Origin of the sequence: Rubritalea sp. (assembly GCF_051252225.1) — a bacterium.
Classification (GTDB): domain Bacteria; phylum Verrucomicrobiota; class Verrucomicrobiia; order Verrucomicrobiales; family Akkermansiaceae; genus Rubritalea.
On record NZ_JBPOGE010000003.1, the window covers coordinates 188,347 to 213,369 of the forward strand.

Consider the following 25,023-nt stretch of genomic DNA (forward strand, 5'->3'; position numbering starts at 1 on the left):
TCTAACAAACTCGTTGACCTGTACGGTCTTCGAGAACCAACTTATCCTCAGAATTGAAAGCTGTGCAAAACATCGATGCCATTTTCATAGCCTCTTCAATCGTTTCAGCTTCAGCGATAGTTTGATAATCGCCATCTTCACCTTCAAGTTTCACAGTGAACGGCCCTTCCATGAGTCTCCACTTATCTTCCTCCACCTGTGCAAATTCAGAGAAATCCACTTCAGGGAAAGTTTGTGAGAGAAAGTGCATCACACTTCTATGAAACCAATCTGGAGTCAACTTGTGATACTCCACATCCATTTCATTGATTTGCCCCGAATAGTTGTGTGTTTGTAGCGTGAACTCAAACCGATAAGGATCACCTGTATAGACAATGGCTGAGTGCATGTGTCCACGTGAAACACGTAAACCAGCGCCACAGACAAAGAGATCGTCACAGACGGATGATTCCGTATCAAATACTACGACTTCGACATCATAACCTGCATCAATCAAAATACAGCCTACTTTTTCAAACTCAGGAACAACAACCTCTTCCACAATCCGCTCCATTTCAACAAAGCCAATACGCACTGCCTGACGGTAGCGCTCGCGCTGATCATTTACTTCTTTCTCCGTTGGTCGGAGATAGAGATCTGCAAATTCGGGAATTTTCTCTGCGGTGGACATTGATTAGGGGCTGCTTATTTCTTGATTCTGTATTATCTATAAATATTAAAAATAATCCAGAATTACTTTAACTGCTTTAGATATTTTTAAAAACATCTTCAAATGAATTTGTGAATTAAAGCGTTAAGAGACAACCATAATTGCCCATTAGCACTAGAAACGCAAGATATTCCCGCACTCAAACGGATGTTCTAAATATTTAGAAAAAAGGATATGCTCATTTAGAGAGCTAATTAAGAAATCTTAAAATTCCTATGGCATCACCGAAAAAATTTGCTAGTGTGCTATTAATTCCCCACTAGAACCAGACTCTAGACTACTACGCCATTTTATATGCAGCAAGTAAATTCATCTGCAACGCCATCAGACACTGACACTCAGGATCCTAATGCCATAAAGGACGAGAGCATCTGGGAAAGTCAGAACTTCATGATTGGCTGCCTAGAAATGGAACGCATTACTGACGACGTTCTAGTACCAGTATTCCTCCATCTAGCCAAGGCGATTAAAGCAAACGAGCTACCTGTAGACATCGTCCTCATGGACTGCGAATCTCCTCTTGATAATGAGCTCTACAACGTAGGCGTCCGTCTCAATTTTTCGCAAGAGGAAGAAGAATACGAGGTCAGCATGGTCGCTGACCCGTCAGATTTCACCTTCACGCTCCAGTTTGAAGGCGCTTCGGAAGAACCTCTATCAAAAGTCTTCCAGTACCACGAAACCATACCTCGTGTGATTGAAGCAGAGCTAAAAAAACACTTCGTTGAGCACCTTCCCGTGATCACTTACGAAGCTGAAATGGAAAAAAGTGACCAAGCGTTTGAAAAATTCGTCGCTCCATTTCGAGTGCAATATAATGACCACGGAACAGTATCTGATGTTGCCACGACGCAAACATTACTAGAAGCAGCCCACATGGGAGGCACTTTCGCTAAGATGTTTAAGAAGGAAGAGGCAATTTCAATTATCGACGCAAACGACGCGATAATCTGCTAGCGTCACCTAGCATATTCACCCACGCTCTAATTAGAGCTGGCGAGCATTACGCCCTTCATCGATTAATTTCCAGAAATGTTTGGAGCTACTTAGCGCTTCATCTTCACCCACTGGCATCTTCGAGCGGAATAAAAAGTCCGAGAACGTGTTTTTATGCAATACGCGATGAACTATAACATTACCCTCTTCTATCCCAAAATAAATACGGTATTCAGCAGTGCGGAAACGATACAGCTCTTTCCCATCACGATCTAGCTTAGCATAATCCTCACCATCGAGGTTCTCTAATTTTTGTTCAGTCACCTGAAACGCATCGAGCAAGTCAAGTTGATCCAGAGTATCTAAACGGGAGATCTCTGCGGCGCTAATTTCATTGAATACAATCTGGAGCACGGCCAGAGCATAGAACTAGCTCCAGTCATTGACCAAACATTTCTGTCAAAAAATGAGATAATCAGAGCTAGTGACTCTCTATTGATCCGCCCAATCACAATATGTGGGTCTGCTCCATTGCTGAGCTAGGGTCACTTATCTGACTCCAAACTAAATCTACATGCTTACTTACCTTGGAGCTCCTTCACTATTTTCGCATCGATGATAAAGTTGCCACTACCGTATGGCTTTACCGTTTCACCCTCGTTCACTTGATATTCGTACACTTTAACAGGCTTCACTCCTTGCACAGTGGAAAGGAGGTACACTCGTATACTAAGCGCTTCTTTACCTGTACTACCCTCGAGAGCCTTAGTGGAAAACTGCACCTCATTGGAACCCGTTTTTGCGCCTCCAATTACTATCTCAGCAGCCTTGGTATCTTGAAAACTATGATCAGAAATTTTATTGACCTTCACTTTCACATCTCTCCCTGGACAGAAAACGTAAACTTTAGAAATAAACTGCGCAGGGCCCACAGGGATAGGCATCTGAGGCGGCACTCCGCTCGCTTGGAAATCCTTTTGCTCAACATAGCTCAAGTCCCCAGTCTGCAGTTGTTTCCTCACATCCGGCAACGATTGAAGACTAATATAATCAGCCGTATCGTACCTCCAGCGTCCGGCATCGTTCACAAAATGTAATAACAGCAAATTGTCAGTTGGCTTCCCTCCTATCCCAAAGTCCACTTTACCAAAGTACACCGCAGTAGCCGTACTTCCCTTATGGTGAGCACTGATCCCCTTAAGGCTTGATATGCTTGGTGGCGCAGCTGGGAGATCAAACACAGCCTTGGGAAATTCTCTCCTTTCGGAATAGATGCGATTACGTACTGCGAGCTGACGATTCTTTGCTGTCAGTCGCGACCACGTAGCAGAGTCTTTTTTAATCACAGCCTGCCGCCATTGATTATACACTTCGTCTAGCTGACCCTGTAGAGCCGGATTATTGCCCGCGTGAGTCTCTCCTCCACCTACCAAGATGGTCACCATTACGAGTAAACAAAAAATTCTGAATTGCATCATGCCGCGCATTGCACAATGAATCTGCCCTGAGGTAAACTCAAACCTCTATGAATTTCATTCCCACATATGGACGCCAATACCTCTGCCACCCCACCTATCGCTGTTTTACGCGATGAAGTACTCCTCAAGGATGCAGAAACTATCGTCTACAAACGTAGTGAACAGGGGGATCTCGTCCTCCATTGCTTTTATCCCAGCGATCATAACAAGAACGACCACCGCTGTGCAGTAGTGCTTTTTCATGGAGGAAAATGGGACCAGTCAATGAGTACCCAATTCGCGCCTCAAGCTCTCAACTTCGCTTCCTATGGAGCCGTAGGCATTACTGTTGAATACCGAACCTCAACTAAACATGCCACTACACCCATGGATGCCATCAACGATGCACAAACCGCGATCTTGTGGATTCGTAAAAACAATCGCTTCCTAGGAATCGATCCCGAAAAAATTGTTGCTGGCGGATCAGGCTCCGGAGCACATCTAGCTCTCTGTGCCGCCATGCACAAAAAAATCGAACACGACGGATTCTTCTCTGGAGCCCCCAACGCTCTCATCCTTTGGAGCGCAATCATCGACACATCCAAGAGTGGAATCGGACACGACTTATTCCCGAATAAAAGGGATGCACGCCGCACCAGCCCAACAAAAAACATCCGCCGAAAACTCCCACCAATGCTATTTTTTCATGGCAATGCAGACCCTGTGACTCCAGTCGCGGCCGTAGACAAATTTTGCCAACGGCTTCGCTCCAAGAGAAACATCGCCCGTTTTTTTCCCTTCAGCCGCGCCACCCACTCCTTCTTCAACTTCAATGTCAACCAGCAGTATTTTGTGCAAACACTAGATAATGCAGAAGGATTCCTTATCGAACAAGGCTTTCTCACTCCTGAAAAAACGGATGTAATTGGCTAAAATAATTTATTTCACTTTCCTGAAAGAAACCCTCAAAACCCTAGGTTCTATCAGTAACGCTGCTAGAGCTGAAATATTGACAAACAGGCACCATTATGCGAATTGATGGTATAGTTATCTAGCTTTTTCCCTACTACATCTATTCACCTTCAAAAATTCATGCTAACCCTCCGCCACCTATTCACCGCGCTCCTATTGATAGCATCCTGCGGTGTCGCTACGGCGGGAGCTTTTAGCACAGTAGTTATCGACGCTGGTCATGGAGGAAAGGACATCGGCGGAAACTACGACAAGGTCTACGAAAAACACCTCGCTCTCGATACGGCTAAGCGAGTAGAATACCTGCTTAAGCGTAAGGGATATCGCACAAAGATGACACGCACTAGCGACGTGTTCATCTCCCTCCAAAAACGCGCGTCCATAGGCAACCGCTACGGAAATTCTATTTTTGTCTCAATTCATTACAACTATACCTACCGAAAAGCGGCTAATGGCATTGAAACATTCTACTACACGTCTCGCTCTAAATCACTCGCGAAATATGTGCAAGAAGCCATGCTCTCAAAAACTCGGGCATACGATCGAGGGGTGAAATTTGCGCGCTACTACGTCATCCGAAATGCGAAAAACCCAGCCATTCTCGTTGAAGGTGGTTTTTTGCAGAATTCCAGTGAACGTCGTGCCGTTAAGAAAGGCTCATACCGCCAGCGCATCGCCGAAGGCATCGTCAGTGGAATCGAAAAATACCAATACGCTCGCAAAAAAGGCTGGTCGAAATAAACCCTCAGAGCTTCCTTTTAGAGAATAAAATCCGATCCCACCCCTCACACTTGTATGGACAGTCCTGAGGATAATACTAAGGAGCACCAAGGTAGAGAGCAACTCTCACCGCTCGTAAAATGGCTTATATTCGGCCTCGTCGTATACTTAGTGTTACACGGAGTGCTGAGCAACAGCGTTGAGCCCTGTTGACTACTTCCCCAAGACCACGGTGATTCGGTCGAGTTACCTCACTCCCCAGAATAGTCTTCACTCTCAGTATTATTGAGGACGAAAATTAATTCCGCCTCCTTCGGGCACATTCCGCATGAAGTCCGCAATCTGCAGAAAGAAATCGTGCAACATCGTTTTGGCTTCCTCTGAAAGTTCTGCTTCATCCATCGCCGTATCCATCAGTGCTACCCAGCGATCACGTTCACGAATTCCTATCTGAAATGGCATGTGACGTGCTCTCAGCCTAGGGTGTCCTCGCTTCTGTGTGTAAGTTTCATCACCTGCTAATCTGTACAATAAAAAGTCACTAAGCCTTTCCTCAGCCCCCACCAAATCATTCTTAGGGTACATCGACCCTAAGATAGAATCCTCTGGCACCTGTTTGTAAAATAACTTCACCATACGCTCGATCCCCTCGCGCCCTACATCTTCCATTATAAAATTCTCGTTCATCAGTAATCGCCTTCGCTTGTTAGAGTTATTAAGTTCCTCACAGAAATGTTACATTATACACATGTTTGTACACTTGACCTTTCCATGAATGTTTCTTGTAACTCGCCCAGTTAATCTACTTAGTAAATTATAATCTAATGTCGTCCGATCAAATTCCTCAAGCTATCCCCTTTGAAGCACCTGATGTTAAAGTCATCAGCCAGCTTCTCCCTGCTTATTCTTTCGACTGTCTTCTCGCCACTGGTGGCATGGGTGCAGTTTATAAAGCCACACAGACATCTCTTGACCGCCCAGTTGCAGTCAAGATCCTCCCACCTGAACTAGGTTCAGATGAAACTTTCCGCCAGGGCTTTGAATCTGAAGCAAAGCTCATGGCTCGCCTCAACCACCCCAACCTCATCGGAGTCTACGACTTTGGAGAAGTGGACGGCATGCTTTACATCGTCATGGAATTTGTCGATGGCACCACACTCTACGAACACGCATACCAGAAACAGCTACCACAACTCGAAGCGGTAGAAACTATCATTGGCATCTCAAATGGTCTCTATGACGCGCATAAAGCAGGCATACTGCACCGCGACATCAAGCCAGCAAACATCTTCATCACCAAAGACGGCACCCCTAAAATTGGTGACTTTGGCCTCGCCCGCCCATCCGGCAACACTGAATCAGGTGTTATCTACGGCACCCCTGGTTACGCGGCTCCTGAAGTGGTCGCGGCTCCCGAAAAAGTGGGTGCTGCCACAGATATTTTCGCAGTAGGAGTGATGCTTTACGAGCTCCTCGCTGGAAAAATGCCAGCTCAAATTTACCAACCACTCGAACGCTTCGGAAAATTTGATAATTCACTTGAGCGCACGATTCGAAAAGCGATGGCCGCTGACCCGGCATTACGCTTCCAGTCCGCAGAAGAACTCTCAGAGAAATTGGGTGAAGTCCGCCGCCGCATAAAAACCGGCCAGAAACTCGCCCCAAAAGCTACTAGCGCGGTACCTAGGGCTGTTGTCAGTGCCTCTACAGCTCGCACCACAGTCTCGACTAAAAAAGTAAAGAAAAAGAGCTCCGGACCCTTATCTTTCGTTCTCATCGTCGCTCTATCCGCGGGCATCTACTACGCATGGCAAGCCTACGAAGCGAAAAAAGCAGACATCGCTGTAGTAGAGAAAAAAAACTCGGAAACCCCTGATCAAATTCACATCAAAGAAGACGGATCCAAACTCGAAGTCTATTTTGATGACTCTTCCAAAAACAAACTCATTAAACCCCTTGGCGATCTTGCGAACACAACGGCCGCAAATAAAAATCAGACTAAGGTTAACAATCAGCTCGAGACCACTGGCGGAAGTATCTCACCAGCCCCTACGGAAACTACCAAAGCTTCCCACTCCCTCTCAGAAGAAGACCTTAAAAAACAATTCATTACTGAACTTACGGCTAAAAACCCAGCCCTCAGTGAGCTCATTACTGAAAAGCGAGCAGTCCTACTCGATGGTGGAATACGCCTAGTCGCATTTATTAATGACGACATCACCTGGAAGGAAGCGGAACAGCTCTGTAAAAAATACGGCGCAACACTCGCTATTCTCGGAAACAAGGATGACGTAGCAAAAATCAAGACGATCATCCCGTCATGGGGCGCATGCTGGATTGGAGCCTACACCGAAGGTGACAAAAATTGGAACTGGGTCGACGGCACTCCGTGGGGTGACAGCATTGAGATCCGCAAAACTACTTCCATTGCGTACGCTCAGATCGATTCTGACATTTTCGCGAGTGCGAAAAAAGATACTGATACTGCTGCCTTCCTCATTGAATGGAAGAAAAATGGGACAACAAAAACAAAGTCAGCGAACAAATCTAGCAGCATTGAGCCAACAGCTACATCTGCCTCATAAATAGTCCCTTCCATTAAACTATTTTAAACCCAGGCTCACACCAGTGACCTGGGTTTTTCCTTTTTTCTAACAAGGCTCCAAAAACTAACTTTCCTTTTCTCCCTTCTTACATATGATCCGTTAAATCCCCCGTCATCCCCTAAAATAAGGACACTACCATAGCAAGGATGCCGAACGGATTCACACCACCATCACCCGAAGAACTCAATGAGCTACTGACTGACTATCAAGTAGACTCCTTTCTAGCGAAGGGGGGCATGGGAGCTGTCTACTTAGCTAAGCAGCTCAAACTTGATCGAGAAGTTGCCATAAAGATCCTCCCCAGGGAATTTGGAGATGACCCCTCTTTCCGCAACGCCTTCAAACTTGAAGCCAAGGCGATGGGTAAACTAAGCCACCCGAATTTGGTTCGTATTTACGATTTTGGGGCGGTAGACGGAATACTTTTTCTCGCCATGGAATACATCCCTGGCCGCACCCTTTTCCAGAGTGCACACAAACGCAAGATCGACATGAAAGAAGCGGCCATTCTCATTGCAGAGATTTGCCGTGGCCTCGATCACGCGCACAGGTCAGGACTCATCCATCGCGACATCAAGCCTGCTAACATTCTCATCGATGACGAGGCCCGCCCCAAAATTGTCGACTTTGGCCTATCACGCCCACTCGACGACACACATGATGGAGGAACGATCTACGGCTCCAAAGGCTACACAGCTCCTGAAGTTCTGCGCGACCCACACGGGATTGACCAAAAGGCTGACATCTTCTCCGCTGGAGTCATGCTTTACGAACTACTAACAGGTCGCCTCGTCCCCTATCCTTATCTTTCAGCCTCAAAACTCAGCGACTCCTACGAAGACTTCGATGTCATCATTCTCAAGGCCATCCACCCTCAGCGCGAGCTACGCTACCCTACCGCTGCTGAAATGGCAGATGAACTCGGTGCCATAGTAAAAAAAATAGAAGCTGCTGAACACAGCCGCCAACAACAGTTCAACCAGCCTAGTTTCCTCATTGCCACGGCCCTCCAGCCCATTCATCTAGCCTCTGCAAACACTGGCATCAGTGTCCCTATTCTCACGCTTTTCTTGGCTATCTTCGTCGCAGCCATTGCTTGGGTGCTGTTATAAGCAATCATAACTCTTAAGCTCTCTTTTGAGCAAGACAGATAGGCAATAGTAACCTAGAGTTTAGGAGCCACTAGCGTTCACCTATGAAAAAACTCTTCTTCCCTATCATCATCGCCCTTTCGGCAGTTCTCTCTATCAGCTACGGCCAATACAGTACTCACAATCCCTACGCTCTTGAAGATGGGGATATCGTGTTCCAGAGCGGCCACCGCGGCCAAGCCAATGCCATCAAAGCTGCCACCGAGTCAAAGTGGACCCATGTCGGCGTCGTCTTTCAAGACCAAGATCAATGGTGGGTCTTCGAAGCCGTCCAACCCGTCAAATACACTAAACTCGATGACTGGATAAAGCGCCACCCGCGCAGCTTTCACGCACGCCGTCTCAAAGACACCAGCCAGATCACTCCCGCCAACCTCGTCAAAGCTGAGGTATGGGCAAAACAACAACTCGATAAACCCTACGACCTCAAATTCCTCTGGGACGATGAACACCTCTATTGCTCAGAGCTCGTCTGGAAAATTTACAAACACGCCACCGGCATCGAACTCTGCACACCACGCAGCATGGATTCTTATAACCTCAACGACCCAACAGTCGCAGCTCTCATCGAGCAACGCTATGGCAGCATCTCCAACCTCCCAAAAGACACCCCAGTCGTCGCGCCCTCCGACCTCGCTGAATCCCCCCTCCTCATCGAAGTCCCTAGAAAATAGCTCATCCTTTTCACCAAAGGCGAAACGCATACCAGCCTAGGAAAAGCCCCCCTCACACTCAGCTGAGCCTTCACGGAGCACTCTGTCCAAAGCTCTAGCTGTACCCAGTGACACCTCATCCCCTTTCGCCATCGGCGAAATTTATACCCGCCTAGGCTAGAACGAAGCGTCAGCCTAGGAAAACCATCACGCCCTCCCAGCTGGCTGAAAGCCAGCCTCACACCATTCGTGAAATTTGCACGATTCGTGGTACAGCATCCTCGACCTTTACCGCAACTTTCGCGGTCCACAAAAAAAACCACAAAGATTCCCTCACTCACCCCTAATTCCTAATTGCTCTAGCCTCAATCGAGATTAGACTCCCCACGTGCCAGAGAACATCCCAGCCATCCAGATCCGAGGAGCCCGCCAACACAATCTCAAGAACCTCGACATCGACATCCCAACCAATCAGCTCACGGTCATTACTGGCCCCTCTGGCTCAGGGAAATCCTCACTCGCCTTCCACACCCTCTACGCCGAAGGCCAACGCCGCTACGTCGAAACATTCTCACCCTATGTCCGCCAGTTTCTTGACCGCATGGACAAGCCCATTGTTGACCGTATCGACAATATCCCTCCCGCGATTGCTATTGAGCAAAAAAATGCCATCCGCACCACCCGCTCCACCGTCGGCACTCTCACTGAACTCAATGACTACCTCAAAGTCATCTTCCCGAAACTCGCCCGCGCCTTCGATCCCGAGACCGGCGAAGAGATCAAGCCCGACACCCCCGCCTCTATCATCGAATGGGCCTATGAAAACCTCGCTGACGAGAGTGTTCTTATTCTCTTTCCCATCACGATCTCAACCGATGCTACCACCGCCGAGGTCTTCAACTTCCTCAGCCAGCAAGGCTACCTCCGGGTTCTTAAAGGGGGTGAAATTCTCCGCACCGATGACGCACCTGACGACTCACCCTGGGGAGAGCCACAAGCCATCATCATTCAGGATAGAATCAAGCTAAGCGCTCCTAACAAAACACGATTACACGAAGCACTAGAAGCAGCACTCAACTACGGCAAAGGCAACTGCTCCATTCTCTCCCAGTTCAATACAGATCAGTCTGCACTCAACACCTTTTCTACAGAGTGGAAAAACGCAAATACTGGTTTCACCCTGCGCCCACCTAGCGCCTCACTCTTCTCCTTCAACTCCCCACTCGGCGCCTGCCCAGAGTGCCGCGGCTTCGGTCGCATCATCGGCATTGACCTCAACAAGGCCATTCAAGACCCGACCCTCACAATCCGCGAAGGCGTCATCAAGCCCTTCGAGGGAGAACGCGGAGCCGAGTGTAAGGACGACCTCATCCGCTGCGCACGCGAGCAAGGCATCGACACCAACACCCCCTGGCATCTCATCCCCAAAAAGGACCAAGATTGGATTCTCAAAGGAGAAACAGGCAATGCCGACAAGCTCTGGAAGGCTGGTAAATGGTACGGAGTCCGCGGCTTCTTCGACTGGATGGAGACCAAGGCATACAAAATGCATGTCCGCGTTTTCCTCTCCCGCTATAGAGCCTACACAGATTGCCACGTCTGTAATGCCACCCGCCTCAAGCCCGATGCGCTTTGCTTTAAAATTAATGGCAAAACCCTCCCTGACCTCTGGCACATTCCACTTGGGGACTTAAAAGGTTGGTTCGAAGAACTCATCACTTCACACTCATCACTTCACACTTCAAGCCACACTCACCAGTCGACATCGCTTAAACATGCTATGTCAGAAATCACCAGCCGACTTGGCTACTTGAACGACGTAGGTCTCGGCTATTTGACCCTCGACCGAACAGCCCGCACCCTTTCCGGCGGTGAGATCGAGCGCGTAAACCTCACTACCTGCCTTGGTGCGGCTCTCACTAACACCCTCTTTGTACTCGATGAGCCCACCGTCGGCCTCCACGCCCGTGACGTAAACCGTCTCATCAAAGTCATGCATAACCTGCGAGACAAAGGGAACACTGTCGTTGTCGTTGAGCACGAAGAAGCCGTGATGCGTCAGGCGGACAACCTCCTCGATATAGGCCCAGCCGCGGGTGAGCAAGGTGGCCAAATCACTTACCACGGTCCAGTGACTGGCGATCTCAAATCTCAAATCTCAAATTTCAAATCTTCAGTCACCCTCCCTTACCTCACTGGAGAAAAACGTATTGAGCCACCTCTTAAGCGCCGCAAATCACGTAAAAAGCTCACCTTCACTGGCGCACACAAACACAACATTGAGAATCAGACGATCTCCATTCCTATTGGAACCTTCACTTGCCTAACAGGTGTCTCGGGTTCAGGGAAATCCACAATGGCCAACGACGTCATCTACCTCAATCTCCAGAAAGCATTTCTTCACAACACAGAGGAAGATCCTGCATTCATCAAATCACTCAAAGGAATCGATCACATTGCCGGTGTCGAGCGCGTGGACCAGTCACCACTCACTAAGACTCCACGCTCCACACCCGCGGTCTACGCAGGTGCTTTCGATGCCATCCGTGAACTCTTCGCCCTCACTGACGAAGCCGCTGAGAAAAATGTCAAAGCCGGTTACTTCTCTTTCAACTCAGGCGCTGGCCGCTGCGAACGCTGCTGGGGAAATGGCTTTGAAAAGGTCGAAATGCAGTTCCTCAGCGACCTCTACATCACATGCCCAGAGTGTGATGGATCACGTTACAATAGCTCAGCTCTCGACATCAAACTCCAGGGGAAATCGATCGCAGACATCCTCAGCCTCACCATCACTGAGGCTCTCAAATTCTTTGCTATCTCTGAGGGAGAAGCCAAATCTAAAACGCTCACTCTCAAGACAAAAATTGCGAAGACGCTCAAGCCACTCGTCGATGTTGGCCTAGGCTACCTCCGCCTCGGTCAGCCACTCAACACACTTTCTGGCGGTGAGTCCCAGCGCATCAAGCTTTGCCAACTTCTCGCCAAGACCAAGAAAGTCACAGAAAACGGCCAACTTCTCATCCTCGATGAACCCACGACTGGCCTCCATTTCACTGACATCGAGAAGCTTCTCCAAGTCTTCCAATCACTAGTCAACGCTGGGCACACACTCCTCGTCATCGAGCACAACCTCGATATCATTCGCTCCGCCGACCACCTCATTGAAATAGGACCCGGCGCAGGAACTGATGGCGGCCAAATCGTCTTCCATGGCACACCAGAAGACATCCTCACCAGCGAAACTGAAACCGCCAAAGCTCTTAATAACGATCTAAGTCCTACCCGAGGTAGGGAGGGCTCGCCGAGCACTCCGCCCGAACTATCTAACAGTATAAAAATTTCAGGAGCTCGCGAACACAACCTTAAGAACTTCGACCTCACCATCCCCCGCGATGAACTAGTCGTCGTCACCGGCCTCTCTGGATCTGGTAAATCCACCCTCGCTTTCGACATTATTTTCGCCGAAGGTCAACGCCGCTTCCTCGACTCCATGTCACCTTACGCCCGCCAGTTTGCAGGGCAGTTAGAGAAACCAGACATCGATAAGATAGAAGGTCTCCCACCTACAGTCGCCATTGAGCAGCGCGTCTCACGTGGCGGCGGCAAGTCCACCGTAGGCACAGTCACAGAAATTTTTCATTTTCTCAGACTCCTCTACGCCAAGCTCGGCACCCAGCATTGCCCAGAGTCAGGCGAAGCTGTCGTTTCACAAACCGTCGATGCTATTCTCGAACAACTCAATAAAGCGTTCAAAGCCAAGAAACGCACACTCCTGCTAGCCCCTCTCATTAGAGGCAGAAAAGGCTTCCATACCGATGTTGCATCCGCGGCCGGCCGTAAGGGCATCGAACTACTCTTAGTCGATGGAAAACTCATCGCGACTGAGGATTTTACCGCCCTCGCACGCTATAAGGAACACGACATCTTCGCGGTAATCACAGATGACACCACGCCAGATATCGACCAACTCACCCAGGCTCTCAGCCTAGGGAAAGGCCAGTGTGCACTCGCTACCGAAAGCAACGAAGACAACTTCCAGTTAGACACCTACAGCACCGCCCGCGTCTCACCCGTCACTGGAATCTCTTTCCCAGAGCTCGACCCACACCATTTCTCCTTTAACTCACCAAGAGGCTGGTGCCCAGAATGCCGAGGCTACGGTAGTATCGTCGAAAGCACGGGCAAAAAGAAAAAGCGGAAGAGTAAGCCAAATGAATACAACTCAGAAGCTGAAGCTGAAATAGCGGAAGAGCTCAGCCGCTCGAATAGTTCTGACGAAGATACAGTCCGTAAAACCTGCCCCGAATGCCTCGGTGATCGCGTTAACCAGAACGCTCGCTTCGTTTTCATCAAAGACAACAACATCGCCCACCTCAGCAGACACTCTGTATCTGATGCCGCCAACATGTTAGAGACATGGTCATTCACCGGTCGTGATAAAATCATTGCCAGAGACATCCTCCCAGAAATCATCCAGCGCCTCCGATTTCTTGAAAAAGTCGGCCTCAACTACCTCTCACTCGATCGCTCCGCAGACACACTCTCCGGCGGTGAATCCCAGCGAATCAGACTCGCGGCTCAACTTGGCTCCAATCTAACAGGCGTGCTCTATGTACTCGATGAGCCAACCATCGGTCTCCACCCACGCGACAACCAGCAACTGTTAGAAACTCTCGAAGCCCTGCGCGCAAGAGGGAATTCCCTCCTCATTGTCGAACACGATGAGGAAACCATGCGCCGCGCCACTCAGCTCATCGACCTCGGTCCAGGCGCTGGCATCAATGGCGGCACGATCGTAGCAAACACCTCGGGCAAGAAATCTCAGCTCAAGAAAACACTCAAAGAGTTCCCAGACTCACCGACATTGCACGCCTTCTCAAACCCACTCCAGCACCCATTGTTAGGTAAACGCCGCAGCATTCCCAAAATTGCAGAGAAAGGCGCATGGCTCAAACTCTTTGGCTGCAGTTACAACAACCTCCAGGATATTGATGTCCGCATCCCCTTCGGCCGCCTCACGGTCATCTCAGGAGTCTCAGGCTGCGGGAAATCTTCCCTCATGCGCGGCACCCTTCCTCACGCTGTTAAAAAACCGAAGAATGCCTCTGACTACTATTCGAAAGTAGAAGGCTTCACGAAGATTAAATACTGCTACGAGGTCGACCAATCCCCCATTGGTAAGACTTCACGCTCCTGCCCCGCGACGTATGTAAAAATACTCGATGACATCCGCAAGCTCTTCTCCGTCGTCCCAGAAGCTCGCATGCGCGGCTACACAGCCTCCCGTTTCAGCTTCAACAATGCCGAAGGCCAGTGCCCAGAGTGTAAGGGTAACGGACGCATTAAGTTAGAAATGGACTTCCTTCCCACCACCTGGGTGCCTTGCCACGCATGTAGTGAAAAACGCTATAACCAAGCAACACTCGAAATTCTCTACAACGGAAAAACCATCGGCGATGTGTTAGAAATGAACATCTCTACCGCCGCCGAGTTCTTTAAAAATCACACCAAACTCCACCGCACGCTCTCGCTGTTAGATGACACAGGACTCGGCTACCTCAAACTCGGCCAACCCTCCCCCACTCTCTCCGGTGGTGAAGCCCAGCGACTCAAGCTCGTGGCAGAACTCACTAAGGGACGCAAGTCCATCCGTAACGTCACGAGAAATCACACCAACCTCTACCTCATCGAGGAACCCACCATTGGCCTTCACCAAGAAGATGTAAGAAAGCTCATCGAAGTCCTCCATCGCCTCGTCGACGAAGGCCACACGGTTGTCGTTATCGAGCATCACACCGCCATCATGGCAGAAGCCGACTACCTCATCGACATGGGACCAGAAGCCGGCGACCAAGGCGGAACCATCGTCGCCCAAGGCACCCCCGAACGCGTCGCCTCCAACAAAAAATCCCGCACCGCCCCCTTCATTGCCGAAGCCCTAGGAAAGTAACTGAGATTTCATACCGCGAAAGACGCGAAAAGTTCGAAATATAGGAGCCGTCAAAGCGCCCGATACTGACTTCACTCTCCTACAGGCATCGAAGAAGTCTCTCCTCTCCCAACATGAGGCTGAAGGCCTCACTCATACCCAGCCTAGGGTAAGCGCAACGCGCGCAACCCTAGGTCCACGTACGAACATAAAACCGACCAAGCCAACCCGCTGAGCCACAGAACACGCTCACCCGCAGGTCGCCGATTCAATATTCACCATAAACCATAACTTATAGCTCGTTCAACTTACGCATGGTCTTTTCAAACCAATAGTTAGAGTCAATATCCTGCACACCTACACCCGGGCTTATTTTACCACTGTAGGTTAAAGACTCATACCTTTATTACCTAAGCTCTAGTGCTCTGAACCCAAGTATATCCAGCTTGGCGGATCGTCTTGAGTTCCACTGGATCGGAGAGCTTTTGACGCAGTGTTTTGATACAGCGGTCAACACTTCTTTCTCCAAGCGTCCAGTGATTCCCCCAGACTTCGTTTAGCAAAGCCTGGCGAGTCAACACGTGACCTTTCTTTTGAATCAGGCAAAGCAGCACCCCTTTTTCTTTTTTGGTAAGCGTAACTTGATCCCCAGACGGGAGCGTTAAGGCCGAGGTCTGGAGGTGAAGTTTATATTCTAAAAACGCAAGTGTTTCTCCCCCTACATCACCAAGATGAACTTTGATTCGCATTACTAGTTCCGCTAGAGAAAACGGTTTACGCAGATAGTCGGTGGTTCCGACTTCAAAGCCTTTAAGTACGTTTCGCTCCTCCCCTAATGCGCTCATCATTATAATGGGAACCTCTTTTCCTTCTCGTCTTAGGCTTTTACAAATTTCATAGCCATGAATTCTGGGTAACATGAGGTCTAGAACAAGACAGTCGAAGGCTTTTCCCATCGCCAGCTCTAGCCCGAGTTCGCCATCCATAGCTTGCTCAACCTTCCAGCCTTGCGCTCGTAATTCTTCTACGACAGCTTGCCGAATACTGGAGTCATCTTCGACGATGAGGATTGTTGCGCTCATGATTCTATTCTTTTGGGAGGGTGACCCGCACCAGTGTTCCTTTACCGTCTTCACTGAAGATTTCTATATGGCCATCATGGTGTGAAATAATGTCTCTAGCCAGACTGAGCCCTAGCCCTAAACCTTCTGAATTTCGATAGAGCGACATCTCTCCACGCTCGTATTTTTGAAAGACTCTTTTTTGTAATTCTTGATCCATTCCTAGACCCGCATCAACCACCTCAAATCCAACCGAATTTTCATGTGATGCTTCTTTTAACGTCACCTCTGATCCATCTCCGTATTGTTCGGCATTTTTTAATAAATTAGAGACAACAATACTCATCAAACTGTAGTCCAAATAAACATTGGTTTGGTGTTGAGGGAGTAACTCCAAATGTAATGTTAAGTCATTCCTCGTTAAATTAAGATACCTCGCATGCTCATTTTTGAGCCAATTTTGCCAATTTTCGGCACGAAGCTGTAATGTGCCTTTCTGAAGTTTTCCCTGAACTAAAAACTGCTCCATGATCCCCTCCAAACGCTGTCTTTCACTTTCAATTTGGTCAAGGTGAGGAATGTCAGAGTATTGGCTTTTGATCCGCTCCAGCAGCAACTTCATTCCGGTGAGAGGCGTTCGGAGTTCATGCGCCACCGCCGATAGTTGATCCAAACTTTCATGCGCTTCGCGTTCCTTTTTTCTAGAGTAAAAAAGAAGGAATAGCAAAAGGCCTAAAACCCAGCTCAAACAGCAAAAGGTAAGGATCGTTTTATACGGTTTATTTTCAGATGAAAGTGGTGCTAAGACGGCAACAAGACCGACATTTTCGCCAACACCTTGAACCGCCACCTCGTAAGTTTCTTTTTGCCAGCGGTATTTACCTTCAACCACAGGTAACGCCTCAATGTTCCAAAGAATGGCAATCCCGTTTGCGAGCGACACACCTCTGAGGTCGTCAGAGTTTAACTCCCACGTAAGTTGATCCACCAACAAAGAGAAATGCTCCGATAACCCCGATTCCTGAATCACAAAGAGGACGTATGCAGGAGAAAATTGAAATCGTGAATTTTCCAGCCAATCGATCAACTCCAATCTCTTCTCCTCTTTGGTAAGTAACCATCGAGAAACTTCAGCTGATCGTGGCTGAAGAATGACTTCTTGAGTATCACGCCACCGGATTCCACCAATGCGAGAATCTTTGCTCAAAGTTTCATACCAGCTTGGGCCCTCCGAGATTTCAAAGAAATACTGATTCACGTCAGCGATAGAATCTTCTGCTTTTTCGGCGTTAAGCTTAATAATATGTCGAGCTTGCTTGTCCCCACGAACTCTTTCGGCAATTAACGAATCCTCCGCACTTTTTAGAAAAAACCATCCCAAAAAGAGCACAGGCAACACTGATGCTACGAAGATGCCTCCATGGCGCCAAATTGGGGATTTCATTTGCCAACGGCTCATAAGTTGAATCGATTATCGGTAATAGGCTCCTCCAACTAAGCCCTCTCTATCGAAGAGTATCGTTAAAGTAATTTTAGCCGAATCCTTACACTCAACCCACCAGACATAAGTTTGATATAATCCAGAGGTATCAGCCGATTTTAGGGATAATTCATAGCCTACTTCTAACAATGGAGTCACCATGTCGCATGAGCTTTCAAAAAGCTCCTCGGTTAAAGCCTCTTGCATTCTTTTGCTACAAACATTGAGGAAAGGTTGACGCTCTCTCGTCTCGGTAGCTTTAAGAATCGTATCTCGTACCGCGATTACTTTCTTTGAAGGTGCTTTGGCTTCATCTAATTCCTTAACAAGTTTAACCGCTTTTTTGACCCATTCGTTTCTAGCGTCTCCAGTCTTGATCAGTCTTTTGAGCGTCTTTAATAGCTCTTCATCTTTACCAAGTTTTTCATAAGTATCCGCCATACGAAACAGGATTTCGCTTTGCTTATTCTCTCTTTTGGACTCTTTTAACGCTTCTTCATAAACGCCAACTGCGGCAGGATAATCCTCTTTTGTTTCTTGGAGGAATATCGCTTTTTCCATCAAGACGGATGACTTTTCAGCGTTTACTTGGCCTAAGGTAAAAGAAAGGCAAGCGAGGAGGACGGGTTTGTTTAGGTAATGTTTTTTCATCAGCTGTAACTTACCTGAGAAAAATGACCTCTTTGTGACCTAACCTAAATTGAGACTCAGATGTACTTTTTTATCATTTCACCTGAACCGACCCAAGAGGAAAAAATCCCTTATCACTAGCGAATCCCACGGATCTTCGTGAATTTTCGTTTTTTAACGGGAAAAAACTCAAGGTAACTGTAACTCTTCACCTTTCCGTTGCTCGGGTCCAGAGACTCGATCTTGAGCTTTTCTAGGGCGTAACGTTGGCGCTCATCTCTCATCACGCTAAGAATACGGTAGCGAGTGGTAATCTTACTGTCCCAGTTGTAGCCCTCAAGCTTCATGAGCGTTGCTGATTCTGGGATAATCCAAAGGTTTACCTACTGGTAAGGGCCACGCTGATCAGGGTTTTTAACGCGCACAATTTTCGTGTCCTGACCTTTGATTTTATCCTCACCAATAAATTCAGCATCTTGCCAGTAGAGAGAGCGCATAGCCAGGTCCTCTATCGTAAAATCCGTTCCTGCGAGCTTCTTAGAATAATCAGCGGAATCAAAACCGACCGTCGAGTCCGTAGACTCACCTTTACCGGTCAGCCAGATATGCGGTACCGCAGGTCGCCGATTCAATATTCACCATGAAGCATAACTTATAGCTCGTTCAACTTACGCATGGTCTTTTCAAACCAATCGTTAGAGTCAATATCCTGCACGCCTACACCCGGGCTTGTTTTGCCACCAAAGGTCAAAGACTCATACTTTCTGTTGGCTGTCCCATAGGCAACTTGATGATGCCAGTCATGAACCCTGAGTATATCAATGAATTTTTGATCAACGAAGAATATATGCTGCCAATGGTTTCTGATCCTTACCACATTTGAGCCATCCCATGTTTCCTCTAAGAACTGAAAAGGTTTTTTTACAGCACCAAAGCGTCTTGGCTTCAAAATCCCACAGCCCTCACATGGCGGATAATATTCATCCTCAGGAATGATAAAATCAATCAAACCAATGGGCTCTACTATATAGTAGGTAGGGACAGGAGGCATCGACTCTACTGCTGTACCAACCACTTTTACTGGGTGGTACTTTAATCCTGAAATACCATTCCTATTCAGCTCATCTACGACATCTTGATGAAAAATGTCATGATACCTACCAGCATTCGCTATGTATGGCCATTCTGTGAGTAGCCTTGGCTTGATGAAAGACAACTGGAGGTTTTCGTATAAACTAATAGCTCTAGATATGTTACAAACCTCACATCTAGTTGTAAATTCCTCTGAGTTTGAGCAAATAGTTGCAATGGTTAGTGATGAATTAAATTTGAAGAGTGGCATATTCATGAGGGAGTCAGAAAAGATTTAAGCATGTGGAGATAACAATCACACAAGCTCCTCGGGAAACCAGCCCATTTTGAAAAGTCCTCTTTGACTTTCTTACCACAACTTCCCCCCTATATACTAAAGACCAAAAGCTTCGACCGCCCAGCACATGTGGTCTAGTTGCCTGGAGTGGTCGCCTCCAACAAAAAAACCCGCACAGTCCCCTTCATCGCCGAGGCCTTAGGAAAGTAATAAACGAGGGCCAGCCGGAAACTGGCACCCTGAGCTTATTCGATTATCACACGGTAAAAGGCCGCCGGCCCCTCAGGTTCGTGCGTGACACTATTTGCTGGAGGATCGGCATCGATCCCCGATGTGACATCTGTCCATTCAATCAAATCGGTACTGTGTTGGAGGGTATAGCTCTTTCCTGATACAGAGGCCCAACTCACATCTATCGAACTTTCGGATTCAGAGACCTCTGTTCGCACCATATCAATAACTTTGAAGATTGAACTTGGATCCATAAGGTCGGTTCCTGCGACGTATTCACTCAAATTTGAAGCTCCATCCCCATCCCAATCCTCGGCAGCTTTAGACTGATAGGTATTCTGATAAAGTTCCTCGACCTCCGCTAAGGATAGTTCCACATCATAGATTTTCACCTCGTCGAGCATCCCGTCATAATAGTTATCCAATAAAGTGGAGCCCAAGGTCACAGTCGCAATTTCACCAACGGCCTGTGTAGTTAGAAATTCACTCCGCCACAATTCGCCATTGAGATAAATCTTCATCGACCCGGGTGTGGCTACGTTCTTAGTAAACACCCAATGATTCCACCAACCTTTGAAGTCGGACTCATCAGCGAGTTCAATCATTCTATCATAGCCTTCACTGCTACCTGCATCCCAATAGATCTTGGAATTCCCCCAAGGTAAGTGAATTTTCAAAACCTGATTTCCCAAAGCATCCTCCGCATACAGAACGGTGTCGTTTCTTGGTTGGCTTTCAGCGCCATACACCCACATCGATATCGTGATTTCATCACTAATACTTTCGAATGCTGAGGCTGGAAGCTGCACACGGGCACTACTTCCATTGAAATCTAATGCACCGTACGCCCATGTTGCATTTTCAACCGTAGCATGATGTCCGTTTCCAGTCGCATCACTTGCAATACTTCCTTCCCCCTCTTCAAACAACCAGCTTGCGGTTGGCATATCAGGAGCAGTGCCTTCATACACTTTAACTTCGGCCAAGGATAAGATACCTGTATCATTCAACTGTATCCTAATTTTGCTGCCGACAGCATTGTCAGCATTGATAGTGGTTGTTGGATCAGGATAGTTCGCAATCGACTGAGAGAATGTAGTGACATCATTACTATCGATCACCGAAACGGTAAAGTCAGACAACCTGCTCTTCGTACTATTATTGGTCCGATTAAAGAGGACAATGTCACCGATATCAATGTCAGCACCTAAGTCCACTTCCCACCAAGCATTAGCTTCACTTTCCGTATGCGTCACAGAACCATCAGCCCAATCACCATCAGTATTGCCATCGACAGCGCGCTCGGCCACTCCCTCATGATCAGTGGACGATTGAGTTACGCTCTGACCCAGAGCAAGATTGGAGCTCCCTTTATTCGTGTAGCTAAGTACTACGACTTCCGCTAAGTGTAATACATTGGAGCCATTGAGTTGCACTCGGACTTTACTGCCAGACACGCCGCCAGTATTGAGTGCGACAGAAGGATCTGGATAGTCACTTACCGTCTGAGACCAGAGGGTCGCCCCACTGCTGTCTTCAACCGAAACAGTGAAATCCGACAATCTGGATTTGCTGTTACCATCAGTCCGATTATAGACCCAGATTTCACTGATATAATAGTTATCTCCGAGATCCACCTCCCACCATGGATTCGCTTCATTCTCAGTATGCGTCACAGAACCATCGGCGAAGTCACCACTCGTATTTCCATCCACCGCAAGGGCAGAATCGTTAGCACTTTCTTCGGATGATTGCTCGGTACTTTTACCTAGCGCCACATTCTCTGCCATAACGTATTCTGCTACGACCTCAATGCCATCGTCAGGCATCGTTAACGTTGTATCCGGGCTATAGACATTGGCAACAGTAGCAATATCCCCCACCCACTGATCAAAAACGGCTCCACTTGGTGGATTTGCGTGCAGGTTTACTACCGTTCCAGCAGCATAATTACCACTGCCTACGCCATTTTCAACCAATGCGGAATACGTAGTTGGAAGACTGTCGTTCGCCTTTAACACATAAGGCGTGCCTTTGGTGATAAATTGAATATCAAGCGCTGCACTGCCACTCCCCAGAACGCTGATAGAGACATCCCCCGTAGGCACGGTAAATGATGACTTCAGCAAGGGCAGCGTCTGAATCAGTCGCATATTACTGTCTAATAGATTGGCAGTCTCTCCACCGGTGAACTCTAAGGATTCCCCTGGATCTATATCTCCGATGACTGCTAGCGAACCCGAACCTTCGATTTCGATCTGAGGATTCGTCCAAATAGCATCCCCATCATATCGATTCCGAATAAAGAAAGTTAGTTCCTGCTCTGCATGCGGATTATTGAGGGCACTCAAGGTATCACCGACATTAATCACCTGCCTGCGCCAGACAGTTCCATATTCCTGATTAATTTTAAACATCTCATCGTCAACACCCCCTAACACCCTGTGAGGTGTGAAGACAAACTGATTACTGTCGTCCCTCTCCAGCACCAGCACATCCTCAGACTCGTAGTGCGCACCATCCGCTTCCACCATTACCCCACTGATGTAGGCCACATCATCGTCGTGCAATACAGGAGCGATCGTTTTCCAGTGATGAAACAAGAGCAGCGTTTTACCTGCCCATCCATGATTCTTCATCAGATCAACCGTAAGCCCCTTACTACTGGCGGGTCTCGACATCACGACTCCCCGCGTGTCGGCCATGATATCATCTTGAGGTTGGAAATGAACCCCCATCCAATTGATCGCTAAATCCTGAAAGTCGTCAGTCGCATCCAGCTCATCTCTCAAACTGACACCAATTTCACGATACAGGATCGTTTTATTCTCCCGGTTCTGACTGAACTCATACTCAAAGTTCGCAGGGATAACATCTCCGACCTGAGATGACGTGGTAGGATGGTCGACATAGCTATACACACGACCGGTCAGATCGCGTGATACCCATGGCTTAAAATCATGCATTCGCATTCCATCAAAATGGAGATGGTCCAGCCCCGCATAATTAATCAACGCAGCGTATTTTTGAGCCATCTCATCCGTCAGACTATCGGGTTGATCCAAATCATCGGCCGGAACAAACATTTTCCCATAAGGGCACCAAATACCAACGACCTCAGCACTTGACTCATGCGAAGCGGCATCAGTCCCTCCGTAGCCGCGGGAACTGACCGTCGCCTGCCAGATACTTCCCGAGGTATCGATATCCGTGAGTCCAATAATCTCTTCATCAATACGGATGTAAAGCGACCATTCGAGTTCCCAAGCCTCAGTCGGAGGATAAGCCACTCCACTTTCAGGGGTGAACTGGATCGTGGTGCTGCTTTCCGTAATTTCGGACTCCAATGTGCCGCTACCCCAACTCGCCAAACGCCGATCCACAGTGCCCACAATGTAGCCTGGATCTTCTAGACCAATCCCTAAACTCAAGTTATGCAGTTGCAGTTGTATCCCATTAGCCTCGAGGTAATCCGCATAGGCCTTCAAATCGCTCTGACCGTTCGGAAATACATCTAAGTTCACATCGTCAATGACTTGATCGGTCAGGAAATACTGTCCCCGCCAAGTGTTGCAATGGAGGTAAACGCGTTTAAATCCATTGGGAATCACATAGTCGTCTGTCATCGCATACAGCTCTGCCTCTGTGGAGGCTTGGACCGCAGCCTTGGTTTGATTCGAGAACTTAGTCGCAAATTGATCGACCCAAGCCAGCACATCGGTGGGAGTCCAGCTGGTCTGACCAGCCGGCCGAGGCATATCAGACTCGCTCTCGGTCGACCAGATGTCCGCCAGCGCCAGATCATGATCACTATCTGATAGGCTGCCGTCGTAGAGCGCGAACCCTCCACCGCTTCCATTAAAACGCTGATGCCACGCATACTCCCATTCAATTCTGGTATAGGCTGAGTTTCCTCCAATAGAAACAAGGTCATCAAATTTCTTTACGCCGATATCACCACTCCGCTTAATGCTTAACCGCAGAATACTCCCATCATCTTCCGATACGCCTTGTGCATCCAGCAAGGTAATCGCTACGTATTTCTCACGCTCGAGAATACGAACGGTATAACTAGGCGAACCACCGCTGGCCGTGACAGTCACGTCATCCCCATTGTAGCTGACACTCTGTGGATCTTGATACCCATTGCCATCCCCACTGTCGATTTCGAATCCACCAGCACCAGCATTCGCTAGGCGGTTTGTGTCCCAAAGAACAAGACTGGAGACTGTACCATCACTAGCGATGGTTAGATCTGACGCGGCATGAACTGCGGAACTGGAATAAAACAATCCAATCAGGCACAGCAGCACATTTCCGATGAATGTGCTTAGTTTAAATTCTCGATTTATAGTTAGCATTCCTATCACTTGTTTTGTTATTACATAGATTGACCTTGACCCATCCTAGGATGAAACTTGTTCCCAAGAGCCATCTATATGGGTTTAATGAGCGTAAAATAAGCTCGCCTCTTCAGCTGTGAGTTCTTCACTAAAAATCGATACTTCGTCGATCGATCCATTATAGGAGTTATCAATAATTCCCGAACCAATGACATCGCTCTAACGCCATCCACTGATCCAGTCATCACTGTTGCTGAATGGAAGAGTGAATTGTTAAGACCGAGTGGTTCCATCGAGCTCAAAAGCTAAGCTCATCCGCTGTGTTAGAGATCCGGTCAAAGCTATAACTTTGGACGCCGGAAGGATTCTGTATTCAATAATATTTAAAGCTTTTATATTATGGGGAATCTATTTGGGTGTCATCGTAATAAATCGGTACTACGTCGTACGTCAAGTTGTGAAATAAAATTAGCTGATACCCGAAAAATAAATCCTTTAATTTACGTATATCATCAAAATAACACCCTTTATTGAAGAGGTATTAGGGAAGCAAAAAAAACTAGCATCACAGAAATCAAGCCGCCCTCAAGCCACATCAATCGTATAGCTCATGCTCGGTCATTTTTCCTGCTTCATATTCAGCCAAGCCTCCCAGCATAGACTGAGCGGAGCGAAGTCAAATCGTATGAACAGGTAGTTTCTCACCCCAAGGAGACTACACACATGAGCGAGAACTTCTCATAGTGAACAACTTGCCCCAGATCTAGATCACAGTC

The 25,023-nt window shown here is 47.9% G+C and carries 18 protein-coding genes; 7 read left to right on the plus strand and 11 right to left on the minus strand.

Annotated elements, in window-relative coordinates:
* Nucleotide 1: 1 nt before the first annotated feature.
* Nucleotides 2-670, minus strand: a complete 669-nt coding sequence (locus tag ACSHX2_RS04950) for a hypothetical protein (protein ID WP_435691173.1) — start codon at nucleotides 668-670, stop codon at nucleotides 2-4.
* A gap of 333 nt (nucleotides 671-1,003) precedes the next feature.
* Between ACSHX2_RS04950 and ACSHX2_RS04955 the strand changes: the two genes are divergently transcribed.
* A complete protein-coding gene (locus tag ACSHX2_RS04955) occupies nucleotides 1,004-1,666 on the plus strand; it encodes a hypothetical protein (protein WP_435691174.1) in 663 nt (220 codons plus the stop codon).
* 30 nt (nucleotides 1,667-1,696) lie between these two features.
* On the opposite strand, the gene ACSHX2_RS04960 is transcribed toward ACSHX2_RS04955, so the two are convergent.
* Together ACSHX2_RS04960 and ACSHX2_RS04965 are read right to left on the minus strand one after the other, a co-directional pair.
* Nucleotides 1,697-2,059, minus strand: coding sequence for a hypothetical protein (locus ACSHX2_RS04960; protein ID WP_435691176.1), 363 nt, complete (start codon nucleotides 2,057-2,059; stop codon nucleotides 1,697-1,699).
* A 164-nt stretch (nucleotides 2,060-2,223) separates the two neighbouring features.
* Nucleotides 2,224-3,090, minus strand: a complete 867-nt coding sequence (locus tag ACSHX2_RS04965) for a hypothetical protein (RefSeq protein WP_435691177.1) — start codon at nucleotides 3,088-3,090, stop codon at nucleotides 2,224-2,226.
* Nucleotides 3,091-3,189: 99 nt separating this feature from the next.
* Between ACSHX2_RS04965 and ACSHX2_RS04970 the strand changes: the two genes are divergently transcribed.
* Together ACSHX2_RS04970 and ACSHX2_RS04975 are read left to right on the plus strand one after the other, a co-directional pair.
* A complete protein-coding gene (locus ACSHX2_RS04970) occupies nucleotides 3,190-4,035 on the plus strand; it encodes an alpha/beta hydrolase (protein ID WP_435691179.1) in 846 nt (281 codons plus the stop codon).
* A gap of 159 nt (nucleotides 4,036-4,194) precedes the next feature.
* Entirely contained in the window at nucleotides 4,195-4,815 is a 621-nt protein-coding gene (locus tag ACSHX2_RS04975; protein ID WP_435691181.1) for an N-acetylmuramoyl-L-alanine amidase family protein, read from the plus strand.
* 261 nt (nucleotides 4,816-5,076) lie between these two features.
* On the opposite strand, the gene ACSHX2_RS04980 is transcribed toward ACSHX2_RS04975, so the two are convergent.
* Nucleotides 5,077-5,481 carry a globin gene (locus ACSHX2_RS04980; protein WP_435691183.1) on the minus strand — a complete coding sequence of 135 codons (405 nt, stop codon included), beginning with the start codon at nucleotides 5,479-5,481 and terminating at the stop codon, nucleotides 5,077-5,079.
* Between the two features lie 137 nt (nucleotides 5,482-5,618).
* Here ACSHX2_RS04980 and ACSHX2_RS04985 point away from each other — a divergent pair, with 137 nt between their 5' ends.
* The 4 genes from ACSHX2_RS04985 (at nucleotide 5,619) to uvrA (ending at nucleotide 15,154) form a co-directional block, all read left to right on the plus strand.
* Nucleotides 5,619-7,379 carry a protein kinase domain-containing protein gene (locus ACSHX2_RS04985; RefSeq protein ID WP_435691185.1) on the plus strand — a complete coding sequence of 587 codons (1,761 nt, stop codon included), beginning with the start codon at nucleotides 5,619-5,621 and terminating at the stop codon, nucleotides 7,377-7,379.
* A gap of 167 nt (nucleotides 7,380-7,546) precedes the next feature.
* A complete protein-coding gene (locus ACSHX2_RS04990; RefSeq protein WP_435691187.1) occupies nucleotides 7,547-8,512 on the plus strand; it encodes a serine/threonine-protein kinase in 966 nt (321 codons plus the stop codon).
* 83 nt (nucleotides 8,513-8,595) lie between these two features.
* Nucleotides 8,596-9,225 carry a YiiX/YebB-like N1pC/P60 family cysteine hydrolase gene (locus ACSHX2_RS04995; RefSeq protein WP_435691188.1) on the plus strand — a complete coding sequence of 210 codons (630 nt, stop codon included), beginning with the start codon at nucleotides 8,596-8,598 and terminating at the stop codon, nucleotides 9,223-9,225.
* A 367-nt stretch (nucleotides 9,226-9,592) separates the two neighbouring features.
* Nucleotides 9,593-15,154 carry an excinuclease ABC subunit UvrA gene (uvrA, locus tag ACSHX2_RS05000; protein ID WP_435691190.1) on the plus strand — a complete coding sequence of 1,854 codons (5,562 nt, stop codon included), beginning with the start codon at nucleotides 9,593-9,595 and terminating at the stop codon, nucleotides 15,152-15,154.
* 389 nt (nucleotides 15,155-15,543) lie between these two features.
* Here the strand turns inward: uvrA and ACSHX2_RS05005 are convergent, their stop codons facing one another.
* The 7 genes from ACSHX2_RS05005 to ACSHX2_RS05035 all read right to left on the minus strand — a co-directional run bounded on the left by ACSHX2_RS05005 (nucleotide 15,544) and on the right by ACSHX2_RS05035 (nucleotide 24,265).
* Nucleotides 15,544-16,215 (minus strand): response regulator transcription factor, encoded by a 672-nt coding sequence (locus tag ACSHX2_RS05005; protein ID WP_435691192.1) that lies wholly within the window; start codon nucleotides 16,213-16,215, stop codon nucleotides 15,544-15,546.
* Nucleotides 16,216-16,219: 4 nt separating this feature from the next.
* Nucleotides 16,220-17,638, minus strand: a complete 1,419-nt coding sequence (locus tag ACSHX2_RS05010) for a sensor histidine kinase (RefSeq protein ID WP_435691194.1) — start codon at nucleotides 17,636-17,638, stop codon at nucleotides 16,220-16,222.
* Between the two features lie 27 nt (nucleotides 17,639-17,665).
* Nucleotides 17,666-18,325, minus strand: a complete 660-nt coding sequence (locus ACSHX2_RS05015) for a tetratricopeptide repeat protein (RefSeq protein ID WP_435691196.1) — start codon at nucleotides 18,323-18,325, stop codon at nucleotides 17,666-17,668.
* A 116-nt stretch (nucleotides 18,326-18,441) separates the two neighbouring features.
* Nucleotides 18,442-18,651: a hypothetical protein gene (locus ACSHX2_RS05020; protein ID WP_435691198.1), complete on the minus strand. Its 210-nt coding sequence runs from the start codon at nucleotides 18,649-18,651 to the stop codon at nucleotides 18,442-18,444.
* Nucleotides 18,652-18,687: 36 nt separating this feature from the next.
* The gene (locus ACSHX2_RS05025; protein WP_435691199.1) at nucleotides 18,688-18,936 is read right to left on the minus strand and encodes a hypothetical protein; all 249 of its coding nucleotides are present in this window, start codon (nucleotides 18,934-18,936) and stop codon (nucleotides 18,688-18,690) included.
* Between the two features lie 20 nt (nucleotides 18,937-18,956).
* Complete coding sequence (locus ACSHX2_RS05030) at nucleotides 18,957-19,652, minus strand: hypothetical protein (RefSeq protein WP_435691201.1); 696 nt, start codon at nucleotides 19,650-19,652, stop codon at nucleotides 18,957-18,959.
* A 266-nt stretch (nucleotides 19,653-19,918) separates the two neighbouring features.
* Nucleotides 19,919-24,265 carry a galactose-binding domain-containing protein gene (locus tag ACSHX2_RS05035; RefSeq protein WP_435691203.1) on the minus strand — a complete coding sequence of 1,449 codons (4,347 nt, stop codon included), beginning with the start codon at nucleotides 24,263-24,265 and terminating at the stop codon, nucleotides 19,919-19,921.
* Between the last annotated feature and the right edge of the window lie 758 nt (nucleotides 24,266-25,023).

Bases quoted from the DNA above. Each gene is read 5' to 3' on its own strand.
- ACSHX2_RS04950 (WP_435691173.1), bottom strand. From the start codon at position 670: ATGTCCACCGCAGAGAAAATTCCCGAATTTGCAGATCTCTATCTCCGA.
- ACSHX2_RS04955 (WP_435691174.1), top strand. From the start codon at position 1,004: ATGCAGCAAGTAAATTCATCTGCAACGCCATCAGACACTGACACTCAG.
- ACSHX2_RS04965 (WP_435691177.1), bottom strand. From the start codon at position 3,090: ATGGTGACCATCTTGGTAGGTGGAGGAGAGACTCACGCGGGCAATAAT.
- ACSHX2_RS04970 (WP_435691179.1), top strand. From the start codon at position 3,190: ATGGACGCCAATACCTCTGCCACCCCACCTATCGCTGTTTTACGCGAT.
- ACSHX2_RS04975 (WP_435691181.1), top strand. From the start codon at position 4,195: ATGCTAACCCTCCGCCACCTATTCACCGCGCTCCTATTGATAGCATCC.
- ACSHX2_RS04980 (WP_435691183.1), bottom strand. From the start codon at position 5,481: ATGAACGAGAATTTTATAATGGAAGATGTAGGGCGCGAGGGGATCGAG.
- ACSHX2_RS04985 (WP_435691185.1), top strand. From the start codon at position 5,619: ATGTCGTCCGATCAAATTCCTCAAGCTATCCCCTTTGAAGCACCTGAT.
- ACSHX2_RS04990 (WP_435691187.1), top strand. From the start codon at position 7,547: ATGCCGAACGGATTCACACCACCATCACCCGAAGAACTCAATGAGCTA.
- ACSHX2_RS04995 (WP_435691188.1), top strand. From the start codon at position 8,596: ATGAAAAAACTCTTCTTCCCTATCATCATCGCCCTTTCGGCAGTTCTC.
- ACSHX2_RS05005 (WP_435691192.1), bottom strand. From the start codon at position 16,215: ATGAGCGCAACAATCCTCATCGTCGAAGATGACTCCAGTATTCGGCAA.
- ACSHX2_RS05010 (WP_435691194.1), bottom strand. From the start codon at position 17,638: ATGAAATCCCCAATTTGGCGCCATGGAGGCATCTTCGTAGCATCAGTG.
- ACSHX2_RS05015 (WP_435691196.1), bottom strand. From the start codon at position 18,325: ATGAAAAAACATTACCTAAACAAACCCGTCCTCCTCGCTTGCCTTTCT.
- ACSHX2_RS05020 (WP_435691198.1), bottom strand. From the start codon at position 18,651: ATGAAGCTTGAGGGCTACAACTGGGACAGTAAGATTACCACTCGCTAC.
- ACSHX2_RS05030 (WP_435691201.1), bottom strand. From the start codon at position 19,652: ATGAATATGCCACTCTTCAAATTTAATTCATCACTAACCATTGCAACT.
- ACSHX2_RS05035 (WP_435691203.1), bottom strand. From the start codon at position 24,265: ATGCTAACTATAAATCGAGAATTTAAACTAAGCACATTCATCGGAAAT.